The 25,008-nt window shown below is 39.2% G+C and carries 17 protein-coding genes; 3 read left to right on the top strand and 14 right to left on the bottom strand.

The window, feature by feature from the left end; genetic code table 11:
• Together asnB and murB are read left to right on the top strand one after the other, a co-directional pair.
• The gene (asnB, locus tag RMO03_RS04005; protein WP_309640799.1) at positions 1-1,869 is read left to right on the top strand and encodes an asparagine synthase (glutamine-hydrolyzing); all 1,869 of its coding nucleotides are present in this window, start codon (positions 1-3) and stop codon (positions 1,867-1,869) included.
• A 30-nt stretch (positions 1,870-1,899) separates the two neighbouring features.
• Positions 1,900-2,913 (top strand): UDP-N-acetylmuramate dehydrogenase, encoded by a 1,014-nt coding sequence (murB, locus tag RMO03_RS04000; protein ID WP_309640798.1) that lies wholly within the window; start codon positions 1,900-1,902, stop codon positions 2,911-2,913.
• A 145-nt stretch (positions 2,914-3,058) separates the two neighbouring features.
• Here murB and RMO03_RS03995 read toward each other — a convergent pair whose 3' ends face one another.
• The 11 genes from RMO03_RS03995 to RMO03_RS03945 form a co-directional block, all read right to left on the bottom strand.
• On the bottom strand, positions 3,059-4,183 hold the full coding sequence (locus RMO03_RS03995; protein WP_309640797.1) for a methionine aminotransferase: 1,125 nt from the start codon (positions 4,181-4,183) through the stop codon (positions 3,059-3,061).
• Between the two features lie 5 nt (positions 4,184-4,188).
• Positions 4,189-4,887, bottom strand: coding sequence for a hypothetical protein (locus RMO03_RS03990; protein ID WP_309640796.1), 699 nt, complete (start codon positions 4,885-4,887; stop codon positions 4,189-4,191).
• Positions 4,888-5,066: 179 nt separating this feature from the next.
• Positions 5,067-5,990: a T9SS type A sorting domain-containing protein gene (locus tag RMO03_RS03985; RefSeq protein WP_309640795.1), complete on the bottom strand. Its 924-nt coding sequence runs from the start codon at positions 5,988-5,990 to the stop codon at positions 5,067-5,069.
• Between the two features lie 169 nt (positions 5,991-6,159).
• Positions 6,160-7,761, bottom strand: coding sequence for a hypothetical protein (locus RMO03_RS03980; RefSeq protein ID WP_309640794.1), 1,602 nt, complete (start codon positions 7,759-7,761; stop codon positions 6,160-6,162).
• 86 nt (positions 7,762-7,847) lie between these two features.
• A complete protein-coding gene (locus tag RMO03_RS03975) occupies positions 7,848-8,231 on the bottom strand; it encodes a T9SS type A sorting domain-containing protein (protein WP_309640793.1) in 384 nt (127 codons plus the stop codon).
• Positions 8,232-8,300: 69 nt separating this feature from the next.
• Positions 8,301-9,836 (bottom strand): right-handed parallel beta-helix repeat-containing protein, encoded by a 1,536-nt coding sequence (locus RMO03_RS03970; protein ID WP_309640792.1) that lies wholly within the window; start codon positions 9,834-9,836, stop codon positions 8,301-8,303.
• A 72-nt stretch (positions 9,837-9,908) separates the two neighbouring features.
• Positions 9,909-11,003, bottom strand: coding sequence for a hypothetical protein (locus RMO03_RS03965; protein ID WP_309640791.1), 1,095 nt, complete (start codon positions 11,001-11,003; stop codon positions 9,909-9,911).
• 13 nt (positions 11,004-11,016) lie between these two features.
• Entirely contained in the window at positions 11,017-13,167 is a 2,151-nt protein-coding gene (scpA, locus tag RMO03_RS03960; protein WP_309640790.1) for a methylmalonyl-CoA mutase, read from the bottom strand.
• Between the two features lies 1 nt (position 13,168).
• The gene (locus tag RMO03_RS03955) at positions 13,169-13,669 is read right to left on the bottom strand and encodes an energy transducer TonB (RefSeq protein WP_309640789.1); all 501 of its coding nucleotides are present in this window, start codon (positions 13,667-13,669) and stop codon (positions 13,169-13,171) included.
• The gene (locus RMO03_RS03950; protein ID WP_309640788.1) at positions 13,662-15,035 is read right to left on the bottom strand and encodes a methylmalonyl-CoA mutase subunit beta; all 1,374 of its coding nucleotides are present in this window, start codon (positions 15,033-15,035) and stop codon (positions 13,662-13,664) included. The genes RMO03_RS03955 and RMO03_RS03950 overlap by 8 nt, the downstream gene beginning before the upstream one ends.
• Positions 15,036-15,056: 21 nt before the next feature.
• Positions 15,057-15,383 (bottom strand): septum formation initiator family protein, encoded by a 327-nt coding sequence (locus tag RMO03_RS03945; RefSeq protein ID WP_309640787.1) that lies wholly within the window; start codon positions 15,381-15,383, stop codon positions 15,057-15,059.
• Positions 15,384-15,442: 59 nt separating this feature from the next.
• On the opposite strand from RMO03_RS03945, the gene RMO03_RS03940 reads away from it, so the two are divergent.
• Positions 15,443-15,568 carry a hypothetical protein gene (locus RMO03_RS03940; protein ID WP_309640786.1) on the top strand — a complete coding sequence of 42 codons (126 nt, stop codon included), beginning with the start codon at positions 15,443-15,445 and terminating at the stop codon, positions 15,566-15,568.
• A gap of 13 nt (positions 15,569-15,581) precedes the next feature.
• Here RMO03_RS03940 and udk read toward each other — a convergent pair whose 3' ends face one another.
• The 3 genes from udk to RMO03_RS03925 form a co-directional block, all read right to left on the bottom strand.
• A complete protein-coding gene (gene udk, locus RMO03_RS03935) occupies positions 15,582-16,190 on the bottom strand; it encodes a uridine kinase (RefSeq protein ID WP_309640785.1) in 609 nt (202 codons plus the stop codon).
• 113 nt (positions 16,191-16,303) lie between these two features.
• Positions 16,304-24,175, bottom strand: a complete 7,872-nt coding sequence (locus RMO03_RS03930) for a T9SS type B sorting domain-containing protein (RefSeq protein ID WP_309640784.1) — start codon at positions 24,173-24,175, stop codon at positions 16,304-16,306.
• A 402-nt stretch (positions 24,176-24,577) separates the two neighbouring features.
• Complete coding sequence (locus tag RMO03_RS03925; protein WP_309640783.1) at positions 24,578-24,955, bottom strand: PUR family DNA/RNA-binding protein; 378 nt, start codon at positions 24,953-24,955, stop codon at positions 24,578-24,580.
• Positions 24,956-25,008 lie beyond the last annotated feature (53 nt).

Genomic DNA, 25,008 nt, shown 5'->3' with positions numbered 1-25,008 from the left:
GTGTGTGGAATTAATGGCATCTTGCATTTGCAATCGCAAAAAAAAGTAGATGAACGCATTTTAACTCAGATGCGCGACGCCTTAGAGCATCGTGGACCTGATGATAAAGGTATTTTCATTGACCAAAATATTGGTTTAGGACATCGAAGGTTATCCATTTTAGATACTTCGGCAGCCGGACATCAACCTTTTCTGTCGGAAGACGGCAGATACGCTATGGTTTTTAATGGTGAAATCTACAATTTTAAAGATTTCTACGGCGAACTCAAAAGCCACGGCTACGAAATCAAAACGCATTCAGATACGGAAGTATTGATGAAGTTATTTCAATGGCAAGGTTTGAAAATGCTGAATCGACTCAACGGAATGTTTGCCTTTGCTATTTGGGATAAACTCGAAAAAAAGATGACTGTAGTTCGCGATAGAATGGGAGTGAAGCCCTTGTATTATGCGTTCTATAAAGAAACTTTCTATTTTGCTTCCGAACAAAAAGCACTGTTCAAAGCCGGTGTTCCTTTGCGAATTGCACATGCCGGCGTCGAAGAATATATTTTCAATCGATTTGTCGCCGGAGAAAATACGATGTTCGAACTTGTACAAAAAGTATTGCCAGGACACGCAATGACCATTCACGAAAGTGGAAAAATAGAAACGAACAAATGGTGGGATTTAAAAAGTGAAATTCAAAATCACGCCGATATTAAAAATCCAATTGATTGGTTTCGCGAAACTTTCGATAGCTCAATTCAACTCAGAATGGTTAGTGATGTTCCTGTTGGCGTATTGTTGAGTGCGGGTTTAGATTCGTCTTCGGTGCTTTCTTCATTGTACACCCAAAAATATAAAGACATCCAAACCTATACAATCGGGTTTAAAGAAGAAGAACACAACGAATCGCATTTGGCTAAAAAACTGACCGAACAGTATCATTATCAATTCAATACTTTACAATTGGAAGGTTCGAAATTGTATGATCGTTTATTGACAGCGACTTATTTTCAAGATGAACCTTTAATGCATTTGAGCGAACCCCATTTGTTGGCCATTTCGCAACTGGCCAAACCGGCGGTAAAAGTATTGCTTTCGGGTGAAGGCGCTGACGAATTAATGGGCGGTTATGTGCGATACAAACCTTTAGAATATCCATCGTTGTTGCATGCAGTTGCGGCACTATCCAATATTGATGTGTTTTCTAAAAAACCACGATTTGAAAAACTGGTTCGCTATGCTCAGATTAAAAACAACCGCGATTTAATTATGTTTAATGGTTGCAATATTTTTCCGAAAGATATTGCCAATACTTTTGGAATTCACGGTGCCCCGAAAAACGAATACAGAAAGAAAGTATACGAAGAAGCGAAATCTTTATATCCAAAAAATTTAAGAAGACAAGCGCTTTACTTCGATCAAAACACGTATTTATGTTCGCTGTTAGACCGCAATGATCGTTGCACTATGGGCGCGTCAATAGAATGCCGTGAACCGTTTTTAGACCAACGTCTGATTGCCGGTTTAGGTTCGCTAGAAGACAAATGGTTGTTTACGGGAAAGAAAGGAAAATTCATTCTAAAATCCGCTATGGAAAATCGTTTACCTGATGAAATTCTGAAATTTAGAAAAGTCGGATTGAGTACACCTTGGGGCGATTATATTACGAAAAGCCCTGAATTTAAGGAAGAATTAGAATCTTTCTCCAGAAGTGATATGTTTCAAATGCCATATTTTGAACACATCAACATCAAGAAACTAATTCAGAATTTGCAGCAAGGCGATACGAGAATGGTTTCTTATATTATGCCTTTATTCATGATGCACATTTGGATGAAGTATTATGTCGAAAAATTTTCAACCGTATTGGAAGTACTGTAATCCGATTACCCAAAATTTGAAAAAAACAGCATGGAAATTCACAATCAATTTTCTTTAAAAAACTACAATACTTTCGGCATCGAAGCCAAAGCAAAGCAGTTTGTTGCAGTGCATTCTGTTGAAGAATTGCAATCGATTTTGCAAAAATACGCTCACGAAAAAAAGTTTGTTTTGGGCGGCGGAAGCAATATGTTGTTGACCAAAGATATTGATGCGTTAGTAATTCACATCGATTTAAAAGGCAAAAAGATCATTAAAGAAACCGATGATTGGGTTTGGGTAGAATGTCAAGCCGGTGAAAATTGGCATGAGTTTGTGCTGTGGACCTTGTCGAAAAATTTCGGTGGACTCGAAAATATGTCTTTAATTCCCGGAAATGTTGGCACGACGCCGGTTCAAAATATTGGCGCTTACGGCACTGAAATCAAAGACACGATGGTTTCCTGTGATGCCATGACCATTGATTCGCAAGCCATGAAGACCTTTTCAAATGCGGATTGTCACTTTGGGTATCGTGAAAGTGTTTTCAAACAGGAAGCGAAAGACCACTATATTATTACTTCAGTTGTTTTTCAATTGACCAAACGCCATCATAAAATCAATACGGCTTATGGTGATATTCAATCGGAATTGTCTAAGCAAGGTATTGAAAATCCAACGATTCAAGATGTAAGTAATGCTGTGATTGCAATACGCCAGAGCAAATTACCCGATCCGAAAGAGCTTGGCAACAGCGGTAGTTTTTTCAAAAATCCGATTTTATTGAAAACTGATTTTGAGAAAATTCACCAGCAATTTCCCGAAATGAAATATTTTGATGTGTCGCCAACTGAAGTCAAAGTGCCTGCAGGTTGGCTTATTGAACAAGCAGGTTTCAAAGGCAAACGCTTTGGTGATGCGGGTATTCATAAAAATCAGGCTTTGGTTTTGGTCAATTATGGCAACGCAACGGGGCAGGAAATTTTGAATGTTTCGAAGGATATTCAGGAAACCATTTACAACACTTTTGGAATTCGGATTGAAGCGGAAGTGAATGTGATTTAGGTTTTCATTGTCATATTAGTATGTGGTTTTCTTTTAACCGCAACTGACGCAAAGATTCCCGCAAAGTTCGCTATTGAAATTCTATATTAACGCAAAATCCTTGTGTACTTTGCTAATAACTTAGCGGTCTTAGCGGTTATTTTTTCTAAAGGCCGCTAATCCGTTTCGTTGCTTCAACTAAAGTAGCTTCATCTTTGGCAAAACAAAACCTGATACATTTCGAATCTTTACTGTCACCATAGAAAGGAGAAAGCGGAATGGCCGCTACGCCAAAATCTTTCACGAGTCTTTTCGTAAAATCCAAATCGCTTTCTTTTGAAATTGCAGCATAAGAAACGGTTTGAAAATACGAACCATCACAAGGCAACAGTTCAAAACGCGAAGGTTGCAGCAATTGTCGAAACAAATCTCTTTTTTGTTGGTAGAAATGGCTGAGCTCTTTCATTTTTACGTGATCGAGATACTCACAAATGGCATATTGCGCAACACTATTGACGCTGAACACTAGGTATTGGTGCACTTTTTTGATTTCATCCATCAACGATTCTGAAGCAATCAAATAACCGATTTTCCAACCGGTGATGTGAAATGATTTTCCAAATGAGGAAACACTGATGGATTTGTCGCATAATTTCGGGCGATGGTGTACTGAAATATGAGGGTTTTCAAAAGTAATGGATTCATAAACTTCATCAGCAAGCACCAAAACATTTGGGTAAAGTTCCAATAGATTTTCTAATTGTATGTAGTCGAATTCCGTCCAAATTCTGCCTGACGGATTGTGTGGATTGTTGATGATAATCATGCGTGTTTTAGCATTCATCGACTCGGAAATGGCTACCCAATTGGGCATGAAATCATCTTTCATAGGAATGCGAATGGGCTTTGCATAACGCAGTAAAATGGGTGTTTCATAACAATCATAACTCGGATCGAGAATAATGACTTCTTCCCCTTGATACACTAGAGCTTGAATGGCGGTAAATATTCCTTGTGTGGCGCCTGCAGTTATGAGTATTTGAGTAGCCGGATTTACTTTTCTTGTATAAGATTCGAAAGTCAATTGGGAGATTTTTTCTAATAACGGCGGATAACCAGACATTGGTAAGTATTGATGAATTTCTTCATGAATCCACTTTGATGCGATGTTTTTTAAAACCGTATCAACAGGAAAATTTGGAAAACCTTGCGCAAGATTGATGGCGTTGTATTGGTTGGCCATTTGCGTCATGATTGAAAAAATACTGGTTTGTTGCGGAAGTTTTGCCATTGAAATTATTCCGCTGAATTTTTTCTCTTAGCTGAGTTCTGATTCAATTTGAATTGGTAATTGAACGTTTTTAATTTGCTTCTTCTTTCTTCAGCCCGCAGTTTGAGTTTGAGTTCAAAATTCATATCCACAGAATTCAATTGCTTGATGGCATTGGTAAAAGCCGGGTCGCTTTCTTGTTCGAGATATACGGTTCGTTCTTTCTTCCTTTGCGGCATTTCTGAGTTGACCGTGATGTTATTTTTTTCAACTGCCACTTCTTTCTTAGGTGATGGAAAATCAAATGATAAAATAATATGCTCCTCTGTAGGGTCCATTTTAACGACAAAATTATCGACTACAAAATGGTCAGAAAAAATTCTGTTTTTCAAAAGCATGGCTTCATCTAAAATCACATTGATGTTCGATACGGTACTGTGATCGTTCAGAAAATGGATGATTTCTTCAATCGCAGTGGGAGCATTATTATAATGAAGATAACTTTCGGAACCTACAAAAACTATGGCACCTTTCTTCCCAACTTCGAATTTTTTAGACAAATACAATTTCTGAAAATTCTTTTCATTATAAGTGGCCGTCACAAAATCAGTAATATTATAACGTTCATCAACCGCATGAAAAAACAATGCGCCTTTGGTGTTGGCATAAACCGGAATTCGAAACGAATTTTCTTTTTTTTCTTTGATATAGCCTACTAGTTTCATTCAATTTCTTTTAATGAAAGACATGCGATTTAAATCTGTAGGATATTAAGCGGCGGTTTTGGGGACCAAAAATAATGGTTGGACCAAAGTAATAAAATAATCAATAGAAATAAAAGTAAAAAAAAAAAAAGCCTGACGGTTTTATAACGGTCAGGCTTCTATTGGAATTTTGAGGTATATTATTGCTTCATAAATTTCGTCGAAAATCCTTTAGATGAAATGAAGTATATGCCTTTTGAAAGTTGACTCACATCCACAGTAAAAGGATTATTATCTGATAATTGTATTGATTGATTGCTTACGGTTTTCCCTTCCATATTGGTGATTGTAAAATTATAGTTACCACTCGGAGCGGTACTTCCTTTAACAATATTGATTTCACTGCTGGCCACCGTTGGATAAACTATAAATTGTGTTGATTGAAACTCGTCGTTGGCTAACGCAGCATAACTCACAATAACATCATCAACAATTAATGTACTACCAAATGCCGGAACCGAACCTTCTTTAGCCATTGAAAATGAAACCTGGATAGAAGCTGGTATACCAAATGATGTAAATTGCACAGGTTCGTATAAATATTGGTACTGCGTATTCGTTTGACTAATGTCTACCGTTGCTCTGCCCAATTCTTGCCCATCAGTACCAAAAACAACAAGCTCCGCTTCAGCTATATCATTTCCCATTCGAGTAAATTTATAATCAAATCCAAGCATGGCTACTTGATCCGATAAATCTACCGGAATTCCTGGATTCCAACCCGGAATATCCTGTTTTGGATCATTGAAAAGTATCGATTTGGCAGGAATTATTGTATTGGTTGTAACATTCAATCCATTGGTCATTTGCATAGCATGTTGCCCGTGATTCGCATCCCAACTCGGGAAAACAAATCCTGGCCAACATCCAAACGTGATAAAATCTTGAGTGGTTTCGCCGGTTTCAGCATCAATGGTTATTGGTGTAAAAAAATTCATTCCCCAATTGCTGATAAGACCATTGTCTTTGATGTTTTCAAAAGTCCCATTTACTACTTGTCCCTGCATACTCCCTAACGAAACAGTTAGCAGTGCCACTATACTAAAAAAATAATTTTTTTTCATAATACTTTTTTTAAAGTTAAAACAATCGATGAAACTTCTTCTTCATAGCAATTTCACGTTTCAAAAATAATCAATTTGTAATATGTTGGATTAAAAAACAGGTAGACAAAAGGTATACAAAGCTATAAATACTGATGAATATTGGGTAGACTTATCGAAAAATAATTTCTTACACCGACAAAATAAATTCCGTTAGATTGTCTTCAGTAGTCAATTGTAATTTTTTTCGCAAACGATAGCGCGCTGTTTTGACACTGTCTGGTGAAATATTGAGAATCGATGCCATTTCTTTTATCGAAAGATTGAGCTTGATTAAAGCACAAATTTTCAAATCATTCGAGCTGATATCAGGATATTTTTGTTTGAGTTTGTTGTAGAAATTCTTGTTGACACTTTCGAAATATTTGTCAAAGTCATTCCAATTGTTGTCTTTCGTAAAATGGCTGTTGATGACTTTTGACAATTGCTTTTCCGTAGTATCTTCTTTTTTATGAATGATCGATTTGATCTCTTCAAGCAATTCGTTTTTCTGCAACATTTGAAGCGTAATGGCGCTCAATTGACTTTCCTTATGCTCGATGTCGTTCTCAAATTGTTGTTCTTTGAGCTTCTTCTGTTCTTCTAATACGGCAAACAATTCTTCTTTGGTTTTGAGCAATTGCTTGTCGCGCTTGTTGATGCGTTTTAGGAAAAAATACCAAAAGGAAAATACAATAACCAACAGCATGACCAAACTAAACAATAACGAATTGGTCAATCGTGATACTTCTTTTTCTTTTGAAATGAGTTCTAACTTGCGGTCTTTCTCGGCTACTTCAAATTGCACTTCGAGGTTTTTGGCAATTTGTTCTCTTTCTAAAGAATAGTAATGGTCTTTAATTTTGATTTGTGCATCTTGAAGTTGACTCACTTCCAAGTATTTTTTTTGCTTTTTTTTCAATTCAATCAACGCTTGTATCGATTTGATTTCAAATACTTTATCAGATAATCCACTAGAAATTTGTTTTGCTTTTTGAAAATGAATTTCAGCTTGTGCTTCATCATTATTAAACGCCAATTCCCATTTTCCTAAAGCCACCAAACACGAAACTTGAGCTTGTTTGTTTTCCGATGTATTGGAAAGTTGCAATGCTTTTGTATAGTAATTATAACTGATGTTTTTGCCGTTTTTCTTCTTCGCCAAATCGCCCATTTTGATGTAGGCATTCGGTAAATAAGCAATGTTTTTGGCTCTTTCGAATTCTGCAACGGCGTGTTTAAAAAAATAAGCTGAAGAATCGTTTTGCTTTTGAATTTCATACAATGTCCCAAGACTAGTGTATGCCAAACCTAATGTGCCTTCTTTGTCGTTGGTTCCTTCCAAATCAGCGACTACATTTTTACTTAATGCAATGGCTTCTGTGTATTTTTTTTGTCTGCTATATATCGTGCTAATGAGTTGCAAACAACGGCTGCGACCATTTTTGGCTAGCTCCGGATGTGAAGAAGATAATTTTTTGTATTCACTTAAAGATTGGGTAGCATAACGCAAACCTTTTTCAGAACTGGCACCAAAAGAGCAAATGCCCAAATACAATAATGATTCGGCTTTGTCTTCAGTATTGTTCTCTTTTTTTGCTTTTTCAAAGGCTTGCCAAAAATAGCTGAACGCTTCATTTTCTTGGTCTTTTACTAAGGCATTCCAGCCTTTTTGTAGCAAGATATTGTCTTGTGGATTGGCAAAAATCAACCCGTAACATAACAATAGGATATAGCAAAAATACTTCTTCATAGGATTACTAGAAAATCAGTTAATGAGAATTATGAATTGCTTGAAGAAGTTCAAAGATAGCACAAAATATTACATTTCAAAATGTCTTATTGTTTGATGAATTTCCCTTTTCTAATCACCATACCGTTTTCTAAAGAGATGAAGTAAAGTCCTGACTTCAAATGACTTGTGTCAATGGTTTCGGTTGCGTTGTAAGTAGTTTTTTGCAATAAAAGTTTTCCGGTTAAATCATAAATGCTGATTTTTTCATTCAAGGAAAGTCCATTAACCACCAATTGATTGGTTGCCGGATTCGGATACATTGCAATCGACTCCAAGCTGATTTCTTCCAAACCCAATGGCGTGCATGTCGCATTCGATGTCCATGAAAAGGTTCCAATACCGCTATTATTTTCATCGGTTGCTGCATTGCCGCCGCGTTCCAAATAATTCATGTTGCAATACGTTGCGTTTCCATTGGGCGCATTCATAATCTTTACAAAAAAACCTCTAGCTGCCGCACTATTGTTGGTATTATTGAATGGATATTCCTTACCGGTTCAGGCCACTTCCATATTTAAAAAGGAAAGGTTGTAAATACCATCCCCAGATTTTTTTTGTATCAAAATGCCATCATTTTTAGAATCTGTGACACTAATATTATAGCATTGAATGTTTCTTACTTGCGTTCCTGCACTGTTGGCACAGAAAATATCAATAGAACCTACAGGCTGATTATACAAATCATTGAAAGTTCCGCAACAATAGATATTAATATCGTGAATGTCATGAAGCCCCGAAGCGTTAAATCCAACGCCGGGAAAAGAATTGCTGAATCGTATTCCTGATTCTAAATTATCTCTGATAAGCAGATTGTAAGCTTTGTTATTTTTTCCTCCATAAATAGCAAGTCCGGAAGCGCGCCAACAATTTTCGGAGGTGTTATATCGGAAAGTATTGTTGATGCATTCCAACCCGTTCGCAGACCAAATGGCTTGATCGTCATCGCCGTTGTTTCTGAAATTGCAATGCTCAACAATCGCATTCGAAGTGCCTTTGCACAGATTGATTCCGTCGGCATAATTGTTTCTGAATCGACAATTGGATAGTGTAAAACCATCAGCTATTGCTGGACCGCCAACATTGTATTGTGCAATCCAGGCACCGCATTCAAAATGTTCTGCCCAGATATTGGTAATCGTTGAAGTTGCGGTAAACACGCCATTAATCGCTTTGTAAGCATTACTTCTCGAAGCGTTATTAGTAGTCAAGTAAAAATCGGCAAACGAAATATTGGTTGCATTCGCACGCAATCCACCATTATTTGAAGTTGTTGCAGTGAAGTTGATTTGCGTATACCACATTCCCGCGCCAAGTAATGATGTGTTGGCAACACCGAAATACAATTCACTCGAAACATTATAAACACCAGTTGGAATGAATATTTTGTGTCCACCATTGGCATTAATAAACGCTTGAAGATTGCTGCCGTTACCTGTGTAAATTACGGCTCCGACTGGTGCTGTGACAGCCAGTGGAATAGCTTCCAATTCAACGAAATCAATGTGTGGATTGCCACTTTCTCTGATTAATTTTAAATTTTCTCCGGCAAGAATAGGCGTTGGAAGTAAATACCGCACTTCATCAAAGCGCATTTTTGGATTTTGATTCACGACACCAACATTATTCGGATTGCCGTTGTTCCAGAGCGATTCCCATGACCAATGTGAAGTTAATGTTAGTGTTGTAATTTGGGTATTTCCGTTGTATACGCCTATTGTAGCGGTTTCTCCGTTGGGAACGCTGTAACGTATAACGAGCCCATTGGCTGTTGACGTGAGTGTCCATGCTACAGTTGCGTTGGTCGCACTCAAATTGGTACATTGTTGTTGCGAAGCTTCCGATTGCAAATCCGCCTGAGCAAAAGATTTTGTGGTATTGACAGCACCATTCGAAAGGATTCCTGCATCGGTTTCATAACGCAAATAGGGCGCGTCAAAATAACCGCGTTGTGCATGAAGATTAAAAGCTGAAAACAGTAAAAACAAAAATAGCGTAAGCCTAATTTTGCTTTTTATTGGAATCGAATGGTTCATTTTTGTTTTGTATTAATGGCTAGAAGCAATGGAAAGATACAATAATAATGAATCAACAAAACTTACACAAGATTAATTACAAATCGGAAGTGAATTAATCCATTGTTCTATAAGTTGAACGCCTTCTTGATGCACAATGGTTCTGCCTACTCGCGGCATTCGAAAACCGGGATTCGTGGTATTCATCATGTAAAATAAAGTAGATTGACTGGTATCTTGTGGCGTAACAATATAACCATGAGTAATACCGGGAACTTGAAGTCCTCCAATACAAACGCCCATATTAGTTGGGTTTGCAGTTTCACTAAAAGCCATTCTTATGGTTGTGAAATCAGCATTTCCACCGTTTTGATGACAATGTGCACAGTTGATGTCGAAATAAGAACGCACACGTAAATCTAAACTTTTAGAAGTGTCTTTATAATCCACTATAGAAACTATCGTTGCGGGTAAATTATTTTCTAAATAACCAAATTCAACCCATTTTGAAAGTTGGTTTTTGGTTCCCGAAGTATAGTTATAATTGCTGTTTAGGTTTTGAGGTTTGATGCCAATTGGTTTACTTTCAGCACTAACATCATGGCACATGCGGCAATCATTGGCCGCCGGAATTTTATAATCAACTTGTTGTGGTGCATTATTTTCATCCAACCAAGAAATTGAAACAGTACTGCCAGTCATTTGAAGCAATGCGTCTGTTTGATCTTCATTCCAAACATATTCTGCGAAAATCCAACCCGTCGATTTTCGAATCATGACACGGGTTTCAATGATTTTTGTAGCATTGGCAGGTTGTACATTATTATAATAAAAGGTTTTAATAAGCGCCGCGCCTACGGGTAAATTTAAGACTTCAGCATCGCTAGTGTAAGTGGCTTTTGTTCCGTTTGGCATCCAAACAAAGCGGCTTTTCTTGGCGTATTCTGAGAAAAGTTCACTAGTAGGTTTGTAAGGCAAAACGCCGTAAGCAGGTTGTAGGTTTTTGATATCGCCTTCAAAGAATTTGTAATCGGATAATTTAGAATAAGGAACTTCTGCTAAATTGAGAATCACAGGAGAAGTTTCTACCGCTACATAGTCATCACTAGAAGAAGAACAGGAGTTTAAGACCATTAGAAAAAGCAACAAAGAAAACTTAAAAAGACTTGATGGGATTTTATTTTTCATATTCATCATTAAATTAATCTAACAAAATTTCTAAAATTTTAATTGCGGCTTCACTGATTTTAGTGCCCGGGCCAAAAACAGCAACCGCTCCGGCATCAAATAAATATTGATAATCCTGTGCGGGTATGACACCGCCAACAATCACCATAATGTCTTCGCGACCATATTTTTTGAGTTCATCAATGACTTGTGGTACTAAAGTTTTATGACCTGCTGCTAATGAGGAAACTCCTAAAATGTGCACGTCATTTTCTACGGCTTGCTTGGCAGCTTCTGCAGGTGTTTGAAATAGTGGACCAATATCCACATCAAAACCAACATCAGCATAACCTGTTGCTACTACTTTCGCGCCACGATCGTGACCGTCTTGTCCCATTTTGGCAATCATGATTCTTGGGCGACGGCCTTCTTTTTTGGCAAAAGCATTGGCCAATTGTTTGGCTTTTTCGAAGCTTTTGTCGTCTTTAATTTCTTTACTATACACGCCACTAAAGGATTTAATTTGTGCTTTGTATCTTCCGAAAACCGATTCCAACGCATCACTGATTTCGCCAAGTGTAGCTCTGTTTCGAGCCGCAACTACAGCCAATTCGAGTAAATTGCCTTTTGGCTGCGCCCTGTTCGGCTGCGCCTCGAGTCCGGTTTGTGCACAAAGGGTTAATTGATTCAGTGATTCTTTTACTTTTTCTGTATTTCTTGAAGCTTTAATGTTTTGCAACTGTTCGACTTGTTGCTTGCGTACCATTTGATTGTCGACATCTAAAATATGCAATGGATCTTCTTTGTCTAAACGATATTGATTAACGCCTACAATGACATCTTGATTGCTGTCGATGCGCGCTTGCTTTCTGGCTGCGGCTTCTTCGATACGTAATTTTGGAATTCCGGCTTCAATCGCTTTCGTCATACCGCCAAGTTCTTCCACTTCTTCGATGAGTTTCCAAGCGTTTTGCGCAATTTCATTCGTTAAACTTTCTACGTAATAACTGCCGGCCCAAGGATCGACGGTTTTGGTGATTTTGGTTTCTTCTTGAAGGAATATTTGGGTGTTTCTTGCAATTCGTGCCGAGAAATCTGTTGGTAATGCAATGGCTTCGTCTAAGGCGTTGGTGTGTAAAGATTGTGTCCCGCCAAAAGCTGCAGCGGCTGCTTCGATGCAAGTTCGTGCGACATTGTTGAATGGATCTTGCTCGGTTAAACTCCAACCCGAAGTTTGGCAATGTGTTCTTAATGCCAGTGATTTATCATCTTTGGGATGGAATTGTTTGACGAGTTTCGCCCAAATCATTCTTCCGGCACGCATTTTCGCGATTTCCATAAAATGATTCATACCAATGGCCCAGAAAAACGAAAGTCTTGGTGCGAACTCATCGATTTTCATTCCGGTGGCTAAACCGGTTCGGATGTATTCCAATCCATCGGCTAAAGTGTAGGCTAACTCAATATCAGCTGTAGCTCCAGCTTCTTGCATGTGATAACCTGAAATTGAAATCGAATTGAATTTCGGCATTTTTTTGCTCGTGAATTCAAAAATATCGGCAATGATTTGCATCGATGGTGTCGGAGGATAGATGTAGGTATTCCGCACCATGAATTCTTTTAAAATATCATTTTGAATTGTTCCCGAAAGTTGTTCCGGAGCAACACCTTGTTCTTCAGCAGCGACAATATAAAAAGCCATAATCGGCAAAACTGCGCCATTCATAGTCATAGAAACCGACATTTCCTGAAGTGGAATTTGGTCGAACAACACTTTCATATCTTCGACCGTATCAATTGCAACGCCAGCTTTTCCTACATCACCAACCACGCGTTCGTGATCGGAATCGTAACCTCGGTGTGTCGGTAAATCGAACGCAATCGACAATCCTTTTTGTCCGGCGGCGAGATTTCTTCTGTAAAAAGCATTGCTTTCTTCAGCGGTGGAAAATCCTGCGTATTGGCGAATGGTCCATGGGCGACGAACATACATTGTGGCATACGGACCGCGCAGGTTGGGAGCAAAGCCTGCAGCGAAACCGATGTGTTCGAGATTTTCGATATCGGTTTTGGAGTAGTTGGATTTGAGTTCGATGCCTTCAGCCGTGAGGAATCCCTCGACTGTGCTCGGGGAGACATTCGGTTCGGAATTATTCAGTGTTATATGTTGGAGGTCTTTTCTCATCTTAATGTTTATCAGGAATTTCAACTACTTTCAATTTTGAAATGCTAGGTTTGAAAGGTTCATAAGGAATTTTTATCGGCAAAGAATAATCACAATGAACCGCTTTTCCTTGATATTGTGCAGGTTTCCATTTTGTCATTTTTTTGATGACGCGAATTGCTTCTGCACCAGTTCCATATCCTAAATCCCTTAAAATCCTGATGTCTGACATCGAGCCGTCTTTTCTAACAACAAATGAGACGAAAATGCGTCCTGTCAAATCGGGTTTTTCTGTTGGCATTTTAAATGCTGCTCCAAAAGATTTGTAGAATGCATTGATGCCACCCGGAAATTCAGGTTTTATTATTCCAACAGCCGCTAGGGAAACAATGGTGTCGTTGTGTTTGACTGTAATAGGATTGAATGGCTTGCTAGGGCAATACGTTGGCGGAATCCTGACCTTGCCTTGACTGAAAGCAAATCCGGCAAACAATACAAAGTATATCAAAAGGTGTTTATGCATTGGAATTGCTTTTCTCTAGTTCAAGTCGATGTTGCTCGTTTTGTTCCGCCAATCTTCGTTCGATAATCGGTGTGATCAAAGTTTTTCTAGGTTTGATTTTAACGAATGGAAACAGTTCCAAATCATGACTCATCTTGTCTTTTTTGTTTGGATATTTATTCGTGCCCAATAGAATTTCCTTGCCTTCATCAAACAGTTTTTGTTCTGTATCGGCACTTTCCTGAATTTTTCTTTTGATGGTTCCTTCGTTGAGTTGTTTTAAAAACCCACCATTGGCTTCGATGTCTTTGAATAAAGTTAAGGCTTTTTCTGCAAGTTGCTGCGTCAAGCTTTCAATATAATAGCTGCCGTCAGCGGGATTATCGACTTTGTCGAAGTAACTTTCTTTTTTGAGGATCAGCAATTGGTTTCTTGAAATTCTGTCGCCGAATTCGTTGTCTTTATGGTACAACGCATCGTAAGGCAAATTGACAATCGTATCGGCGCCACCAAAAATCGCGCTCATGCATTCGGTTGTTGTACGCAGCATATTGACGTTATAATCGTATATCGTTTTGTTGCGTTTTGTTGGTGTGACTAATAAATGACAATCTTGTGTGTGGTTGTATTCTTGTGCAATTAGGTTGAATAATAATCGAAGTGCACGCAGTTTGGCAATTTCGAAAAAGTAATTGGTTCCGACTGAAATTCGCAAAACAATCGGCTTGTTGATGAATGCAAATCGATTGAAATATTCGTTGGCGTGACCCAAAGTATAAGCAATTTGTTGCACCATATTCGCACCGGCATTTTGGTATAAACTTCCGTCGACGCTTAGTAATGCACTTTCAGTTGAAAGCAAATGCAACGTTTCGAAGTTGTCTTTTTCTTTTGTGGTAAACCAATTTCCTTCTTTGGCCAATTGCCCGATCGGGTCGAGGTTTAGAAATATCTTGGCGTTTTTCGTTTTAGCAATAACCTCGATTTTTTTTACGAAATCGATGGAAAGAAACTGCAAGTGAAAGTGAATTGTAATTGAATCTAAAGGAAGATTTTCAAGCAATTTCACAACATCGGTTTGTTCGTTTTCTATGGTAAAATAAAGGCTTTCGGCGCCACGCTTGCAACTGTCAATCGCTCTTGCTATGGATTTGTCGAGGTCGTGTACGAAAATGGATTGCCCGATTTTGAATTCGGTGGCTTTGGTGGTTACCGACAATGGTTTCGCAGCTTCGTCAATATGGTAGAAAGGTTTGACTTTGATGTCTTCAGGCGCATTCCAAAGTAGGGTGTCGTTGTAGTCGGCACCTTTGAGTTCGAACTGTATTTGTTGTTTCCATTGTTTGGAAGAAACGGGTTCAAATTCGTTAAATAAATTGTCAGCCATTGGAATTTGGTATTTGAAATTTTATGGTTTTTTTACCGTGTCGCCTTCGTATTCGATGATGTAAATGTCTTCACTGTCGCGTTTCATATAGTATTTCTCACGTGCGAATTTTTCGATTTGATCAGGATTTTTGAGCAACTTGATATTCTCCTGATCTTTTTTGATTTCTTCTTGGTAGTATTTTTTGTTGGCTTCTAGTTCATTGATTTCTTTGTTGAGCACGCGATGATCGAAGTAGGAATAATTGTCCAGAAACAACATCCAAGTGCAAAAGAACAGCAATACCCAAACGTATTTGTTGCTGATGAATTTGATGAACCAGTGTTTCTCTTGATGCGATTCTTCCATGGTATTCTAGTGTATTAGCCCCGATTATCTCACTTAACTTTTATTTTCAGAGGTGTTCGATGAACACTTCGTGTTTGCAGTGGTATCCTTTTGTGCCGTTGTTTACTTCGTCAGTTCGCCAAGGCTCGGGTGGCGCAAAAGATTGGGAACGTATAGCGGGATTAGCTCCTGAAAAAGCAGCATAAAAGTATGAAATTTTTAGGATATTCTTTGATTTATTACAGCGCGCACCACATCGATGGCGACGGTGTTGTATTTGTCGTTCGGGATGATGATGTCGGCGAAGGCTTTTGTGGGTTCGATGAATTGCTGGTGCATGGGTTTGAGCGTGGTTTGGTAACGGTTGAGGACCTCATCCATGTCGCGGCCACGTTCTGCGATGTCACGTTTTAAACGACGGATTAATCGTTCGTCTGAATCGGCGTGTACGAAAATTTTAACATCAAAAAGGTCGCGCAATTCGGGATGGGCTAGGATTAGGATGCCTTCGACAATCATGACTTTTCTTGGGTGTGTAAAAATGGTATCGTCGGTTCTGTTGTGCGTCACGAAAGAATATACGGGTTGATCTACAGTGTTTCCTGCTTTTAATTCTTGGAGATGTTTCACTAACAAATCGAAATCGATGGCGCGCGGATGATCAAAATTGATTAGGGCACGTTCGTCGAAACTCAGGTTGGAGTTGTCTTTGTAATACGAATCTTGCGAGATGATGCCGACTTCAGTTTCGGGCAATTCATTCATGATTTGGTGCACTACGGTAGTTTTTCCGCTACCGGTTCCGCCTGCAATTCCAATAATTAGCATACAATAGTTGGGTTATAGTTTTCAAGACAAAAATAGGAATTTAATTGGAAGCGGGATTTGTTTTTTATTGAAATCGCTCACAATTAAACTCCTATTATGAAAGTTTTTGAAAATTATCGTACTAATGAAAAGTGGCTTTTGAATTCTTTTTGTTGTCCATTTTCAGTGTATTCTGCTGTAAACCAATAGTCTGTTGATGGCATTGCTTGGTCATTGAATGTACCATCCCAGCCTTCATCTGCGGGACTTATTTGTTTGATGTATTTACCATATCGATCGAAAATATGAATCTTAGCCGATGGTTGGGTTTTCAATCCAATAACATTCCACGCATCGTTATAGCCATCGTTATTGGGTGTGAAGTAATTCATATAGCCGAGAACGATTACATCGGTGGTTAAGTAAGTACAACCATTAGCATCTCTAACTATGATGGTATGAGTGCCCGGAGCTACTGAAGCAAATACATTTGATTCTTGCATCGGACCATGATCTAATTGGTAGTAGAATGGTCCTGTTCCCGTGTTCACGGTTGCTATAATACTCGTATCATTACTAAATTGACCTTCGACAAGCGTTGTTATACCCAAGCCAGGGAACGATTCGGTAACGCTTGCTGTTGCTGTTGGCGATGGGCATCCGGTAGCGATATTGGTTGCGACAACCGTATAAATTCCGGGTTGTGTGGCGATTACTGAGCTTCCTGAATCTGAAGTAAAGACACCGTCTAAAGCCCAAACAAAAGTATGGGTTGCAGCATCCATTCGGGTGTCTAATGTATAGGTTTGAAAAGGAATTCCCGTGATTAGATCCACACAAATGACACCATCAGTAATAGCCGGTGTAGCTGTTATCGGTTGTGGATTGATGATGACATTGGCGATGGCAGATATACAACCGAATCCGTTTTGCGCTGTCAATGGATAAGTGCCCGGAGCGACATTACTATAAAGTAAAGTGTTGGAATACGTGCTTCCGTCAAAACTATAGGTTTCACCAGCGACATTTAGGATGATGAATTCTCCAACAGCTGAAGTACAACTTGGTTGAGTGGTTATGAATGAAGGCGCGGCTGGCGTTGGTGGTTGTATATCCAAAGTAATTGTCGTTGCGGTGGAAATACAACCTGATCCGTTGATGGCTCTTACATTATGGGTTGATCCGTCCGTTAGATTCGCATAGGTTAAACTATTGGTGAATGCACCGCCATCGAAACTATAGGCTTCTCCAACAACTCCGGAAATCAAAACGCTTCCTGTGGCAACTGTACAAGTTGGTTGTATAGGTGTTAGCGTTGGTGCTGATGGTGTTAATGGCTGTACATTTAAAGTAAGTGTAGCAATCGGCGATATACAACCGGAAGTATTTTTAGCTTTAACAGTATGCGTTGAACTCGCGATTAAACCTGTATAAGTTAGTGTATTGGTATACGGACCACCGTCAAAACTATAAACTTCTCCCGAAACTCCACTTATGGATATTGATCCAGTTGGGTCTGTACAAGTGGGTTGAGTAGCTACAAGTATTGGTCTGATTGGCGTTGTTGGTTGCGTTATAATATTGACTAAAGCTGTCGGAGAAAGACAACCACCGGCATTTTTTGCAATTAAAGTATGTGTTGTTCCGGCACTTAGCAAATCATAGAATGCAGTATTGGTGAACGGACCGCTGTCTAAACTATATGTTACTCCAGCTTGAACAGGGAAAATCGTAACAGAACCCGTAGCAGTGAAACAATCCGGTTGGGTAACTAAGCCTATTGTTGGTGTCACCGGTAAAGGGTTTATCGTTAGAATCACGGGTGTTCTGGTTAATGAATTACAGGTTCCGTCGTTGGCTTGCGCATAATAAATAACGGATATCGCAGTGTTGATAGAAGGAGGACTTATAATATTTCCGGCAATCGGCGCATCATACCAAGCGATGGTTTGCCCGGCAGGTACAGTCGCAGTTGCAGTTATGGTTTGTATAGTTGGTAGTACACATTCAAAAATATCACCTCCAGTAATCGGAGCAGCCGGAGCCGGATTGATGGTTAATGTAACGGCAGTTCTGTTGAATGAGGAACAAGTTCCATCATTGGCTTGCGCATAATAAGTAATGCTTCCAATGGCATTGAGCTTTGGAATGGCAATACTATTTCCTAATACATCAAACCAAGTGATATTAATTCCCGGAATGGGTGTAATCGCATTATTGGCATTAAGCGTTTGTATCGGTGAGATTTGACATTGGGTAATATTACCTGTTGATATTGGTGCCGCCGGAGCCGGGTTGATCGTTAATGTAACAGCCGTTCTGGTTAATGAATTACAAGTTCCATCATTGGTTTGTGCATAATAAGTAATACTTCCGGTAGTATTTTTTATTGGACTTGGAACAGAAATTCCAAGTGTTGCTGTTGCATACCAAGCTAAGGTTATTCCCGAAATAGTCGGAATAGCATTATTAGCATCAAGCGTTTGTATCGGTGATAATTCACACTCCGTAATATTACCGGTTGAAATGGCGGCACTTGGCGCAGGATTAATGGTTAATGTAACCGCCGTTCTCGAATAAGAAGGACAAGTTCCATCGTTGGATTCTGCATAATAAGTAATCGTTCCGACAGTATTAAGTGTTGGACTTCCAACGGAATTTCCAAGTACAGCCGCATCATACCAAGTGATATTGATTCCCGGAATTGGCGTGATGGCAGCATTGGCATTAAGCGTTTGTATTGGCGATTGTTGACATTGTGTGATATTGCCATTAGAAATTGGCGCAGTTGGAGCCGGATTAATAGTTAATGTAACGGCAGTTCTTGTAAGTGAAGGGCAAGTTCCATCATTATCTTCACCAAAAACGGTAATGGTTCCGACAGTATTTAATGTTGGACTGGCAATAACACTTCCAAGCGTTGCCGCAGTATACCAAGTGACTGTATGTCCCGAAATAGGAGTTATAGCATTATTGGCATTGAGCGTTTGTATTGGAGACCATTCGCATTCGATAATATTACCTGTTGAAATTGGCGCAGCAGGAGCTGGATTGATGGTTAATGTAATCGCCGTTCTGGAATAAGAAGGACAAGTTCCATCATTCGATTCTCCATAATAAATAATCGTTCCAACCGTATTTAATGTTGGTGTTGCAACCGCAGTTCCGAGCGTAGCAGTAGTATACCAACTTACATTTTGTCCCGGAATCGGCGTGATTGCGGAAACGGCATTAAGGGTTTGTATTGGCGATTGTTCGCATTGTGTGATATTGCCATTCGATACAGGTGCTGTAGGTGCAGGATTGATTGTTAAGGTCACCGCAGTTCTCGTGAGTGAAGGACAAGTTCCATCGTTAGATTCTGGATAATAAGTAATGGTTCCAACAGTATTTAATGTTGGACTAACAATCACATTGCCAAGCGTTGCCGCATCATACCAAGTTATCGTTTGTCCCGGAGTAGGAGTGATGGCATTGATGGCATTGAGTGTTTGTATTGGAGACAATTCACACTCGGTAATATTCCCAGTTGAAATTGGTGCTGCCGGAGCAGGATTAATTTTAAGTGTCACTGCAGTTCTCGAATAAGAAGGACAAGTTCCATCATTGGCTTGTGCGTAATAAGTAACCGTTCCAACAGTATTGCGTGTTGGACTTCCAACTAAATTACCAAGTACCGCCGCATCATACCAAGAAATGGTTATTCCCGGAATTGGTGAGATGGCATTATTAGCATCAAGTGTTTGTATTGGCGACAATTCACATTCCGTAATATTTCCTGTTGAAATCGGAGCAGTTGGAGCAGGATTAATCGTTAATGTAACGGCCGTTCTCGAATAAGAAGGACAAGTTCCGTCATTAGCTTCTGCATAATATGTAATGGTTCCAACAGTATTTAGTGTTGGACTTCCAACAGTATTTCCAAGTACCGCAGCATCATACCAAATGATATTGATTCCCGGAATTGGTGTGATAGCAGCATTAGCATTGAGCGTTTGTATTGGCGATATTTCACATTGGGTAATATTTCCGGTCGAAATAGGCGCAGTTGGAGCCGGATTGATGGTTAATGTTACGGCAGTTCTGGTTAATGAATCGCAAGTTCCATCATTGGCTTGTGCGTAATAAGTAACCGTTCCAACAGTATTGAGTGTTGGACTTCCAACTAAATTACCAAGTACTGCCGCATCATACCAAGAAATTGTTATTCCCGGAATTGGTGAGATGGCATTATTAGCATCAAGTGTTTGTATTGGCGACAATTCACACTCAGTAATATTTCCTGTTGAAATAGGCGCAGTCGGAGCAGGATTAATAGTCAATGTAACGGCTGTTCTCGAATAAGAAGGACAAGTTCCGTCATTAGCTTCTGCATAATATGTAATGGTTCCGACAGTATTTAGTGTTGGACTTCCAACAGTATTTCCAAGTACCGCAGCATCATACCAAATGATATTGATTCCCGGAATTGGGGTGATGGCTGCATTGGCATTGAGTGTTTGTATTGGCGATATTTCACATTCGGTAATATTCCCGGTTGAAATCGGAGCCGTTGGAGCAGGATTGATGGTTAATGTCACAGCAGTTCTGGTAAATGAAGGACAAGTTCCATCATTGGCTTCTGCGTAATAAGTTATGGTTCCTACAGTATTGAGTGTTGGGCTTCCAACGGAATTTCCAAGTACAGCTGCATCATACCAAGAAATGGTTATTCCCGGAATTGGCGTGATGGCATTATTAGCATCAAGTGTTTGTATTGGCGATAATTCACATTCCGTAATATTTCCTGTTGAAATCGGAGCTACCGGACTTGTCGGTTGTGCATTCAATACAACATTAGCAATAGGAGAAATACAACCACCTGCATTTTGAGCCGTTACATTATGGGAAGAACCAGCCGCCAAGCCACTATAAACTAATGTTCCAGAATATAGATTACCATCAAAACTATAAGTTTCTCCCGCGACACCGGTAATGGTAATAGTTCCGGTTGCCAACGTACAGCTAGGATGTGTTGGCGTTAGTGTTGGCGCCAAAGGCGATATCGGCTGAGAAATCAAAACAATGTTGGCAATAGCAGAAATACAACCTGAAGCATTTTTAGCAGTTACATTATGCGAAGAACCCGCAGCCAATCCACAATAGACTAAAGTAGCTGAATATGGGCTTCCGTCAAAACTATAGGTTTCACCAGCAACAGCAGTTATGGTGACACAACCAGTTGCTACTGTACAAGTAGGTTCTGTCGGTGTTAATGTTGGTGCTGCAGGTGTAGGCGGCTGTACATTCAAAACAATATTAGCAATACTGGAAATACAACCTGCTGCATTTTTAGCCGTTACATTATGAGATGAACCGTCTGTCAATCCGCAGTATACTAAAGTTGCTGAATAAGCACTTCCGTCAAAACTATAAGTTTCGCCGGCTGTAGCAGTTATGGTTACACAACCAGTAGCTACTGTACATGTTGGTTGTGTTGGTGTTAAGGTTGGTGCTGCAGGTGTTGCTGGCTGTGTATTCAAAACAATATTAGCGATAGCAGAAATACAACCTGCTGCATTTTGAGTAGTGACATTATGGGAAGAACCAGCAGCCAATCCGCAATAGATTAAAGTTGCTGAATAAGCGCTTCCGTCAAAGCTATAAGTTTCCCCGGCAACAGCTGTTATGGTGACACAACCTGTAGCTACTGTACAAGTAGGTTGAGTAGGTGTTAATGTTGGTGCCGCAGGCGTTGCAGGCTGTGCGTTCAAAACAATATTAGCAATGGTAGAAATACAACCCGAAGCATTTTTAGCGGTTACATTATGCGAAGAACCCGCAGGCAATCCACAATAGATTAAAGTAGCGGAATAGGCGCTTCCATCAAAGCTATAAGTTTCACCGGCAACAGCAGTTATAGTAACACAACCGGTAGCGACTGTACATGTTGGCTGAGTAGGTGTTAAAGTTGGTGCTGCAGGCGTAGGCGGCTGTGCATTCAAAACAATATTCGCAATAGCAGAAATACAACCTGCTGCATTTTTAGCCGTTACATTATGAGAAGAACCTGCTGCTAATCCACAGTATACTAAAGTCGCTGAATAGGCACTTCCGTCAAAACTATAAGTTTCACCTGCCGTGGAGGTTATAGTTACACAACCAGTTGCCACAGTACATGTTGGTTGAGTAGGGGTTAAAGTTGGTGCTGCAGGTGTAGCTGGCTGAACATTCAAAACAATATTAGCAATAGGAGAAATACAACCCGCTGCATTTTGAGCGGTGACATTATGGGAAGAACCAGCAGCCAATCCACAATAGACTAAAGTAGCAGAATAAGCACTTCCATCGAAGCTATAGGTTTCACCGGCAACTGCTGTTATGGTTACGCAACCGGTTGCCACAGCACATGTTGGTTGAGTTGGTGTTAAGGTTGGCGCCGCAGGTGTTGCAGGTTGTGCGTTCAAAACGATATTAGCAATGGTAGAAATACAACCCGAAGCATTTTTAGAGGTTACATTATGCGAAGAACCCGCAGCCAATCCACAATAGATTAAAGTAGCGGAATAGGCGCTTCCATCAAAGCTATAAGTTTCACCGGCAACAGCAGTTATAGTTACACAACCGGTTGCTACTGTACATGTTGGTTGAGTAGGTGTTAAAGTTGGTGCTGCAGGTGTAGGCGGTTGGGCATTTAAAACAATATTAGCAACAGGAGAAATACAACCTGCCGCATTTTTTGCAGTTACATTATGAGAAGAACCTGCTGCTAATCCACAGTATACTAAAGTGGCTGAATAGGCACTTCCATCGAAACTGTATGTTTCTCCGGCTGTGGCTGTTATTGTTACACAACCGGTTGCCACTGTACATGTTGGTTGAGTTGGAGTTAATATTGGTGCCGCTGGTGTTGCTGGCTGAGCATTCAAAACAATATTAGCAACAGGAGAAATACAACCCACGGCATTTTTAGCCGTTACTGTATGAGCAGAACCAGCCGCCAATCCGCTGTAAATTAAAGTTGCTGAATAAGTACCTCCATCAAAGCTGTAAGTTTCTCCGGCTACAGCAGTGATCGTTATTGTTCCAGTAGCCAATGAGCAAGTCGGTTGTGTTGTTGTTACTGTTGGTGTTAATGGACTCGTAGCAGGTGTACATGCTGTTGTATAACAACGAACGGTACCATTTGTAAAACAAGTACCTACCGGCCCTGAAGGTGTCACATAAATGTCTACATAATCTCCGGGCAATAATCCTGATTGTGTATAAGTTGTTGCTGCACCAAAACCACCAAGTTGAAAAGCGCCACCATTGACAGTATAAGCTATTGTATATGTTGAAGCGCCTGGCACGGCTCCCCAATTGAATGTAATTTGATTGAATGTTGTAGCACCACAAACAATAGTAGGGGATAATAAAGGATTGATAGTAATGGGTTGTAAAACCGTACATCCACCTAAATTTCTATATAAAATATTAACAACTCCGCCCGCAACTCCGGTTACTAATCCGGTATTGTCTACGGTCGCAATACCCGTATTCATAGATTCCCAAGGTGTTATTGCATTAGGGAAAATAGAACCGTTTAGTTGTAATGTTCCCGCTTCACAGGTTGTAAAAGAACCACTTGGTGATGTAATGGTTGGAAATGTACTAACATATACATTCACAGAAACAATATTTCCCAAATTGTCTTTATAAGAAATGGTCGTGGCTCCAAACGAAACAGCGGTTACTAAACCGGCATTGTCAATTGTTGCTACTGCCGGATTTAAAGAGGTCCATGGTGTGGTTGCGTCAGGTATTCCGGAACCCGTTAACTGTGTGGTATTTGGACCAGGCAAACAAATACTGAAATTTCCGGTAATCGTTGCATTGGGTGCTAAACTAGATCTTTCCGAAAATTCTTTAGTAGTATGTATTCTATCTTTCCGACCAATGGCTTTTTGCTGTGCCAATAAACTATGGGTCAGTAAGAGAAATAATAATAAGGTTTTTATATTCAATTTGAGGGTAATAATTTTCATAATATTAATAGTTACTTCTTTTCTTTTAAATCAAAAAGAGCAATGTATACGACATTCATTCAATACACTAATTGTTTGGAAGCATTAAAATTGATTTTCAAAAAGTTACGGCAATTAAAAACTTTATTTTTTTCGACTGTTGTTTCCATTTTAAAAGATTCTATTTTAAATTTTCCGTTTCAAAATTAAATTATTTTCATTATAAATCACCTTATCAAAAGATTAATTTTTAACATATATTAACTTTATTTTCTACACTTAATTTTTTTGAGAGCAATTTAAATAAATGATACAATCGAATCACAATAATATGACAAACAAAATAAGGTAAATCAAAACATAAAAAAAGCCTAAAAACGCAGTGTTCTTAGACTTAATTTATAAGTTGACAGCAATCTAAAATTAAATATCGTCAAATTCTATGTCCGTAAAACTATTGGTTTTCGACGAATCTTCTTCTGTTTTTTCGGTGGTATATTCTTTCTTAAAATCTTTTTGATGGCGCTCAGAAATAACTTCTTCTCCTTTATGATTCAGCACATACGAAGTCATATCTTCTAAAATTTCCTGAAAGGCAGCAAAATCTTCTTTATACAAATAAATCTTGTGTTTTTTGAAATGAAAAGAACCATCTTCCTCCGTAAACTTTTTACTTTCTGTAATGGTTATGTAATAATCATCGGCCTTTGTAGCTCTAACATCAAAGAAATACGTTCTTCTTCCAGCTCTTAAAACTTTAGAAAAAATTTCCTCTTTTTCTAACATATCATTTTCTCTCATAATCCTACAATCAATTAGTTTGGTGTTAATTTCATTTCAAAAATGGTAAAAAA

This window comes from Flavobacterium sp. (assembly GCF_031411595.1).
In the GTDB taxonomy this organism is placed as follows: domain Bacteria; phylum Bacteroidota; class Bacteroidia; order Flavobacteriales; family Flavobacteriaceae; genus Flavobacterium.
The sequence above is the reverse complement of the archived record's forward strand: the minus strand, read 5'-3'. Positions and strand labels throughout refer to the sequence as shown.

Coding starts and splice junctions, on each gene's coding strand:
- murB (WP_309640798.1), top strand. CDS start 1,900: ATGGAAATTCACAATCAATTTTCTTTAAAAAACTACAATACTTTCGGC.
- RMO03_RS03995 (WP_309640797.1), bottom strand. CDS start 4,183: ATGGCAAAACTTCCGCAACAAACCAGTATTTTTTCAATCATGACGCAA.
- RMO03_RS03990 (WP_309640796.1), bottom strand. CDS start 4,887: ATGAAACTAGTAGGCTATATCAAAGAAAAAAAAGAAAATTCGTTTCGA.
- RMO03_RS03985 (WP_309640795.1), bottom strand. CDS start 5,990: ATGAAAAAAAATTATTTTTTTAGTATAGTGGCACTGCTAACTGTTTCG.
- RMO03_RS03980 (WP_309640794.1), bottom strand. CDS start 7,761: ATGAAGAAGTATTTTTGCTATATCCTATTGTTATGTTACGGGTTGATT.
- RMO03_RS03975 (WP_309640793.1), bottom strand. CDS start 8,231: ATGAATGCGCCCAATGGAAACGCAACGTATTGCAACATGAATTATTTG.
- RMO03_RS03970 (WP_309640792.1), bottom strand. CDS start 9,836: ATGAACCATTCGATTCCAATAAAAAGCAAAATTAGGCTTACGCTATTT.
- RMO03_RS03965 (WP_309640791.1), bottom strand. CDS start 11,003: ATGAAAAATAAAATCCCATCAAGTCTTTTTAAGTTTTCTTTGTTGCTT.
- scpA (WP_309640790.1), bottom strand. CDS start 13,167: ATGAGAAAAGACCTCCAACATATAACACTGAATAATTCCGAACCGAAT.
- RMO03_RS03955 (WP_309640789.1), bottom strand. CDS start 13,669: ATGCATAAACACCTTTTGATATACTTTGTATTGTTTGCCGGATTTGCT.
- RMO03_RS03950 (WP_309640788.1), bottom strand. CDS start 15,035: ATGGCTGACAATTTATTTAACGAATTTGAACCCGTTTCTTCCAAACAA.
- RMO03_RS03945 (WP_309640787.1), bottom strand. CDS start 15,383: ATGGAAGAATCGCATCAAGAGAAACACTGGTTCATCAAATTCATCAGC.
- RMO03_RS03940 (WP_309640786.1), top strand. CDS start 15,443: ATGAACACTTCGTGTTTGCAGTGGTATCCTTTTGTGCCGTTGTTTACT.
- udk (WP_309640785.1), bottom strand. CDS start 16,190: ATGCTAATTATTGGAATTGCAGGCGGAACCGGTAGCGGAAAAACTACC.
- RMO03_RS03930 (WP_309640784.1), bottom strand. CDS start 24,175: ATGAAAATTATTACCCTCAAATTGAATATAAAAACCTTATTATTATTT.
- RMO03_RS03925 (WP_309640783.1), bottom strand. CDS start 24,955: ATGAGAGAAAATGATATGTTAGAAAAAGAGGAAATTTTTTCTAAAGTT.